Here is a 6,873-nt window from a genome sequence, read left to right on the forward strand (position 1 = left end):
CGCCGCCCACTGTTGTGGAGGCGCGGGCACTCGCATTGAACCGATCGCACGGCACCGCGTTAGACCAACACAGCTGTCCGGTTGGCTGTCGGCTCGGGCATCAGGTACATGCCCTCACCCCATGACCCCCACCGAATGTCCGAAGAGCCCGTCAACTCCAGGGAGCATCGGGCAGGAAGTAACGAATGGCTAGTCCAAGTGTGCTGCAGCTATTAGCGGGCCCGCGGCTTACCGAACCGCCACGGATACTTCCTAGCTGGGGCGGCCGCTTCGCATTCTGAATCTGTGGGTGCTGGTGCCCTGAGTAGGGCTTCAATGGCATCGAGCCGCGCGAGCGTGTTGTTGCGAGCGTCCGATTCTGCCGCGTCTAAGCCTGCCTTCCTTCGTGCCTCAACGACTGCTGCTGCAGTAGCAGCTAGCGCCCGGCCCTTTGCCATGCCACCGGCAGCAATACCAACACCTGCGCACACGAGGATGCCGATGGCTACGGTCACGATTAAGATGCACCACGCCGTATCGAGTGTTGTAGGTAGGGAAGCGAGCGTGGCGCCCAACGAAATGAAGATGGCGAGCGTCGCTATCGCAAGGGAGAGAGTGCCCTGGGAATTGCTGGGGTTTCTAAGCACGTATGCGACCTCTGCGGTGCGCATATCGTCTTCGTCTGTGATTGGGTCTGCGTCGAAGTTTGCGAGTTCTCTGTTTACCTTCTCGCGCAGTTTCTCTCGCTGCCTCTCGCGCCGTTCTTTGTACAGGGATAGTTGGCTGTTCTGCCTAGCCATGCCGCCTCGTTTATAGGAATTGAGCTGGGGTCCTACGTAGGTAAATGTACGCAGTACCTCGTTCCCACTGTGTCGCAGGTGGGGGCTAGTGTTTGGGCCCATAGTGAAGCACCGCTCGGAGGGGTCAGACGAGATCATTGCTCGTCTGACCGCGCAGCTCCGCGAGGGGCATCCCCTCGCGGAAACGGTGCACATGGGTCACGTCTGGCGTGTGCACGGTCACGCTTCATCGACGATTGCGTGGGTGCGGTGCTTGCGCGCGGCGGAAGGGGTCGGGCCGGCTTATCACGTGTATCGAGACTCCCCCGACGTGCGGCCGTGGGTGCGGAGCTTCCATTCATTGAATTCCGCGGTGGCGTGGGTGGTGCAGCACGCGGCGGAGCTGCGCGCGCGGGACTAGGAGGCGTGCCGGATCCAGGCGATTTGCTCGCCGGCCTCGAGGGCAACCGGTAAGCGGTTGACACGTGTGCACAGGTGTCAGCATCGCCCGTAGTTGACGGCTTCGCGGTTACAGCACACAGGTCGACCGCGGCGGCCTGCTGAAGGTCGAGGCGAGACAGGTTCTGTCCTTCCTGTGTCCTAGAGTTGGACCATGATCGCTGGGCGTTCGCACGGGAGGTGCGTGGACAAGCGAAGCTGACGAAGGGAGAGGTATGCGGCAGTTTGCAGTCGTCTCGACGCGTGCTAAAGCAGAGCCCATTTCAGACGCAGAGTCTGGTAGTCGATCGCACCGACACGGGCTTCGGCGCCCTACCGTCAGCGACGTTGACGGGTGCGGTGATCCAGCGTGATCGTCGTTGACGGACGCACTGACCGGGAGAAGCTGATTGAGCTGCTCCAGGTGCCCGAGCAGACGCACTTGGAGTTCAAGTCAGAACTGGACTTAACGACCAAGCGGGACGAGTTGAACTTCGTCAAGGACGCGGTCTCGATGAGCAACAGATCGCCTGGCGGCTACATCCTGGTCGGCGTCAATGACGACCGCACCTTGGCGCTTCCTATCGGCACTATCGCTGATCGAGCTCGCTTCGACGGTGCCCGGTTGGGCGACACGATCAGGAGGTACATCGAGGGCGAGGTCCATGTGATGTCGCAAGTTCACGAGGTCGACGGACATGAGGTCATTCTGATCTACCTTCCGCACCACCGCGATGGGCTTCCGGTGCCGATGAGCAAGCTGGGCCAATTCCAGGAGGAGAACGGCAAGCAGGTCGTGGTGTTCCGTGAGGGAGACGTTCTCGTTCGCGAAGGGGCCAAGAACACTCCACTTCGCCACGCGCACTGGAACGATCTGCTGGACCGCCGCGACCAACGGCTCCGCGAGGAAGCCCGCACTCACGTCGACTCGCTGATCGCCGACCTAGCTACTGCCATGCGGGCCGGCGGAGCTGGTCCCACTCTCGTACCGATGTCCGTTGAGATGGCGGACGACGCTTTCGGCGAGGCGGTGGCGTCGCATCTGGAAGCCGGCAGCGACATCCGCCTGCGCCAGTTCCTCGGACAGACCGCCGCGTTGGTGAGCAACCCCGACGAGCGCCGGACGGCTCTGGACAAGATCACGATCCTCACCGCTCACGCGATGTACTTCGAGCGCGACGCCATTGCCGAGAAAGCCATCGATAGCCTCTTCGACGCCTATGCCAAGATCGGTCACGGGGAGGCTGCCGCGCGACTCGACATCATCACGCGCGTGTACGTCCTTGGCAGCCTTGCCGTCCGCCTTCGACAGTGGGCCATCGTTCACGACCTAGCACTTCGCCCGTACCCGACCAACGGTGACGTGTATATCTACTCGTCCTGGATCAGACACGGGCAAGTTGACGCAAGCCGTGCAGACCTTTTTCCAAATGACAAGGGTGGCATGATGATCTCTGCCGCGCGCGTCCTGATGAGTGAGCAACCGGCCATGCGTCCTGATGTTCCCGACAGCGCGGTGCCCGACCCCGGCGACCTCACGCACGACGATGCGCTCTTCAACTCGCTCTGCCAGTTCGACATCCTTTACTGCATGATCGTGGCCGCCGAGGGATTGCATGAGGGAGGCGCGTACCCGGCCGCATCGGCGATGAACCAGGACCGGGCTAATCCAGCATTCGAGCTCGTCGCCAGCGATCCAGACGCGCGTGCAGCAATGTTCCCCACCTCCGACGAGCGCAAGATCGCCGAAGCGATGACGGAGGTGTTCGCCATCGCGGAACACGAATCGTTTGGCTTCGGCGGGCATTGGTGGTCTCTACCCCAGGGCGCGCAGCGCTTTGTCGGCAACCAGTTAGGAGAAGGCGCATAAGCAACCCCTTGTCACCGCTGGCGATGCTCGCGGCGTCGATGCAGGCACAGCCCGGCGTATACGCCTTGCTCTTGGGCTCTGGCGTGTCCACCGGCGCTGGTGTGCCTACTGGATGGGGCGTCGTCACCGAGCTGGTGCGTCGGATCGCAGCCGTCGAGGACCCCGCATCGATTGAGGATGCCGCCAGTAACCCCGAGAAGTGGTGGCACGACCACCACGGAGAACCCCTCGGTTACTCGTCGCTGCTTGAAGCGCTCGCACCCACCCCGGCGACCAGGCAAGGCTTGTTGGCGGACTTCTTCGAGCCGTCCGATGACGAACGAGAACACGGAATCAAGACGCCGAGCAGGGGGCACCTCGCGATCGCCGAGCTGGTCAAGCGGGGATCAGTGAAGGTCATCGTGACAACGAACTTCGACCAGCTCATGGAGCAGGCGCTTGACGCAGTCGGGGTCGCCCCGCAGGTGATCGCGCGACCGGAGGCAGTCAACGGCATGAAACCTCTCGCCCACGCGCCAGCCACAGTAATCAAGGTCCACGGGGACTATCTCGATCTCGGTTGCCGGAACACCCCGGCCGAACTCGACCAGTACCCGGACGAATAGGTAACGCTGCTCGCTCGCGTCTTCGACGAGTACGGCCTCATTGTCTCGGGATGGTCAGCCGAGTGGGACACCGCATTGGTTCGGCTCATCGAGTCCACGCCCAACCGTCGTTATCCGTTGTACTGGGATGCGCGAAGTGGGAAGGGCGTCAACGCTCGGAAGCTCCTTGCAACGCGCTCGGGCCAAGTGATCCCGATCGCGGGAACTGACGAGATGTTCAGCGACCTTTCCTCCGCACTGGAGGTGCTCGACCGTCTCGCCGAGCCGCCGCTCACGACCGCGATGGCGCGCAGCGCCACGTACTCGTCGGGGGTGATAGGGGGCTGGGTCGTCATGGGTCCATGATCCTCGACTCTCTGCGCAGCCACCCCATCTGCCGCTGAAATCGCGTCAGATGGGTCTGCTGAGGGTTTGGTTGAGTCCAAGACTGCTCCGCTCGGGAGAGCACAGCTGAAAGGATAATGGGCTCATCGTGTTTGAGGGTGTAGCGCCCGCCTGACGAGTCGGCGGCGTGGCGGTCGCGGAGACGAGGTCGAGGCCTTCCGATGATGGAAGTTCCTACGCTCGCCATCCGAAAGACCTCGACGTGTCCCACGGTACATTCGCCACCCCCGATCTTTCTGCGTTCTGCCTCCTCGACGACCACGGCCTCACCGTCACCGGTCAGGAAATCTCGCCGGACAAGGCGGTGCTGGAGTGCCGTGTCACCGACCGCGACCCGTTCTGTCGCGGCTGCGGTGCTGAGGGCGTAGCCCGAGGAACGCAAGCGCGCCGTCTCGCGCATGTCCCGCTGGGTTGGCGGCCGACGACGCTCCTGGTCCGCGTACGCCGCTTCGCCTGTTTCTCGTGCGGGACGATCTGGCGCGAGGACACCACAGCGGCTGCCGAGCCGCGCGGGAAGCTCACCCGCGCCGCTGTCCGGTGGGCGCTCGAGGCGGTCGTCTGCCAGCACCTACCGGTCGCCAGAGTCGCGGAGTCTCTCGACGTGTCCTGGCCTGCCGCCAACGACGCAGTCCTCACCGAAGGGCGGCGACTCCTGATCGATGACCCCGCCCGGTTCGACGGGGTGACCATGAATCGGCCTGGGTTTCGTTCCTATCGGTTTCCCTGTCCGGCGGTCGCCGGGAGGCCTGATTCGAGGTCAGCGTAGTACGCGTCCTCGATCTCGATCGGGGTGCGCATGCCGAGTTCGCCGTGCAGGCGTTGGTGGTTCCACCACCACACCCATTCGAGCGTCGCAAGCTCGACGTGCTCGACGGTCCTCCAGGGCCCGCGCTGGCGGATCAGCTCGGTCTTGTAGAGGTTGTTGATCGCCTCGGCGAGGGCGTTGTCATACGAGTCCCCGACGGTTCCCGTCGAGGGTGTTGCGCCAAGTTCGACGACGCGGTCGGTGTAGACCATCGACATGTAGTTCGAGCCGTGATCGGCGTGATGGATCAGCCCGTCCAGCGGGCCGTCCGCGCCCCAGGCGGCCATGTCCAGCGCTTGCAGCGGCAGCACCTCCGCGCGCAACGTCGCCGCGACGTTCCAGCCCACGATCCGACGTGAATAGACGTCGGTGACGAACGCGACGTATGCGAAGCCCGCCCAGGTGGCCACATACGTGATGTCTGCAACCCAGAGTCGGCGCGGCGCGTCTGCACGGAACCGCCGCTGGACGAGGTCCCGCGGCAGGGCCTGCGCCTTGTCCGGCCTGGTCGTGAACACCTGCTTCGACTTGCGAACCCCACGCACTCCCGCGAGGCGCATGAGGCGCTCGGTCTGGTCGCGGCCGATGTCCCACCCCTGCCGTTTCAGGAGAGCATGCATCTTCCGCCGCCCGTAGACGCCGTAGTTCTCCGCATGCAGCCGGGCGACCTCGGGCACCAGCAGCTCGTCCCGCAGCTGCCGGGCGGAGACGACGCGGGTCTTCGCGGCGCGATACCCGCGGGACGTGATGAATCCCTGCACTGCCGGGCGCAGCGTCCGGCAGATGAGCTCGACCCCGAACCGCTCTCGATACTCGTCGATGAAGCGGATCATCTCGGTCAGGGCCGGTCGAGCTCCTTCGCGAAAAACACGCTCGCAGCCTTGAGGATCTCATTCGCCTTTCGCAGCTCGGCCACCTCGCGGCGCAGGCGCTTGTTCTCCTCAGCGACATCGCTCGGGACACCGGGCTTCGCGCCGGCGTCGACCTCGCGGCGGCGATGCCACACCCGCAGCGTCTCCGCGCTCATGCCGAGGAGCCCCGCAACATGCCGCACCGCGGACATCAGATTCGAGTGCTGACCGGAGGCCTTGGCCTCATCGAGCATCCGCAGCGCGCGCTCGCGCATCTCGGGAGAGTACTTCTGGTTCATCGTGTTCCATCCTTGCTTCAAGAACGGAACGAAACCCAGGCCGATTCAGCCGTGCCGTAGTGACTAAGCCAGTCAGCGCTGTATTCACGAAGCTGCAAAACCATGTCCTCAATGGCGGCTTCGAGGGTTTCGCCTTCAGGGAGAAAGCCGCGACGATCGAGCACAATCACATATACCCCGTCTTCGACGAAAGTCACGACGCCCGGATGTCTCCCAACTATATTCCGGCCGTCGGTGCTCGCCTCGATCGAGCTGTGGTTGTCCCTTTCGGGCTCCAGCATATCTGCAGGCATCACCCCTCCCCCTCGATACGCATGGGGTGCGTTACTCAGCCGGAAGACGAGTTTAGCGAGCCTACACTCCGCGCACCAAAGATCGAGGATTGTTGGAGTCACACGCCCCAGCGCCGTCGATTGCTACGGGGATGCGCGGCTGTGACTCGGCGGACCAACGCCAAAGGCTGCCGATCACGTAGACCCAACCAGACGTCAATGATTGGCATTGCGAATGCTGCCCCTGCACGAAGCCTCTGGCACCGCGCATAGCTTGGTTGAGGCACCAGTGGACTTGGTACCCTCACTACCAGACAGGGACGCTGGTAAGAAGTAGCACCGGGGCACAGCTACTTTACGGGGATCAGGCGAAAGCCCGGCTGTGGCGGCCGGGCTCTCGTCGTTACACCTCCGGACCCGGAGCCTGCGGTTGAGCGGGAGGCCCCCCCACAGGCCCATAGATCTCATGCTCCCCACACGACTGAGCTCGTTCGTAGCGTCCGCGCTTGCGTTGCGACACCTCAGATCGCCGACCAGTCAAAGGCAGGTTGCGGTGTCGTGATCGCTATGCCAGTTCACCCTGTTCAGGCG

The 6,873-nt window shown here is 63.6% G+C and carries 6 protein-coding genes and 1 pseudogene; 4 read left to right on the forward strand and 3 right to left on the reverse strand.

The annotated features are described in order from the left end of the window. Positions 1-212 precede the first annotated feature (212 nt). Positions 213-779: a DUF1097 domain-containing protein gene (locus FJ887_RS18130; protein ID WP_140955814.1), complete on the reverse strand. Its 567-nt coding sequence runs from the start codon at positions 777-779 to the stop codon at positions 213-215. Between the two features lie 787 nt (positions 780-1,566). On the opposite strand from FJ887_RS18130, the gene FJ887_RS18135 reads away from it, so the two are divergent. From FJ887_RS18135 to FJ887_RS18145, 4 genes and pseudogenes are all read left to right on the forward strand, one after another. Then, positions 1,567-3,066, forward strand: a complete 1,500-nt coding sequence (locus FJ887_RS18135; RefSeq protein ID WP_140955813.1) for an AlbA family DNA-binding domain-containing protein — start codon at positions 1,567-1,569, stop codon at positions 3,064-3,066. An 8-nt stretch (positions 3,067-3,074) separates the two neighbouring features. Then, positions 3,075-3,671: an SIR2 family protein gene (locus tag FJ887_RS18140; protein WP_140955812.1), complete on the forward strand. Its 597-nt coding sequence runs from the start codon at positions 3,075-3,077 to the stop codon at positions 3,669-3,671. A 213-nt stretch (positions 3,672-3,884) separates the two neighbouring features. Further along, positions 3,885-4,016 carry a hypothetical protein gene (locus FJ887_RS18465; protein ID WP_284711369.1) on the forward strand — a complete coding sequence of 44 codons (132 nt, stop codon included), beginning with the start codon at positions 3,885-3,887 and terminating at the stop codon, positions 4,014-4,016. A gap of 241 nt (positions 4,017-4,257) precedes the next feature. Then, positions 4,258-4,740 (forward strand): annotated as a pseudogene (locus tag FJ887_RS18145) (ISL3 family transposase); the annotation flags it as partial. Positions 4,741-4,766: 26 nt separating this feature from the next. On the opposite strand, the gene FJ887_RS18150 reads toward FJ887_RS18145, so the two are convergent. Continuing rightward, positions 4,767-6,010 (reverse strand): IS3 family transposase gene (locus FJ887_RS18150; protein ID WP_502799942.1). Its coding sequence is split into 2 segments (ribosomal slippage): positions 4,767-5,725 and positions 5,725-6,010, totalling 1,245 coding nucleotides; the frame shifts between segments, so codons are not numbered across the junction. A 17-nt stretch (positions 6,011-6,027) separates the two neighbouring features. After that, on the reverse strand, positions 6,028-6,303 hold the full coding sequence (locus tag FJ887_RS18155) for a hypothetical protein (RefSeq protein ID WP_140955810.1): 276 nt from the start codon (positions 6,301-6,303) through the stop codon (positions 6,028-6,030). Between the last annotated feature and the right edge of the window lie 570 nt (positions 6,304-6,873).

It is taken from the genome of Brevibacterium sp. XM4083 (genome assembly GCF_006489205.2).
Lineage (GTDB): Bacteria > Actinomycetota > Actinomycetes > Actinomycetales > Brevibacteriaceae > Brevibacterium.

Excerpts from the sequence above, each read along its gene's own strand:
- FJ887_RS18130 (WP_140955814.1), bottom strand. The coding sequence starts at position 779 with ATGGCTAGGCAGAACAGCCAACTATCCCTGTACAAAGAACGGCGCGAG.
- FJ887_RS18465 (WP_284711369.1), top strand. The coding sequence starts at position 3,885 with ATGTTCAGCGACCTTTCCTCCGCACTGGAGGTGCTCGACCGTCTCGCC.
- FJ887_RS18155 (WP_140955810.1), bottom strand. The coding sequence starts at position 6,303 with ATGCCTGCAGATATGCTGGAGCCCGAAAGGGACAACCACAGCTCGATC.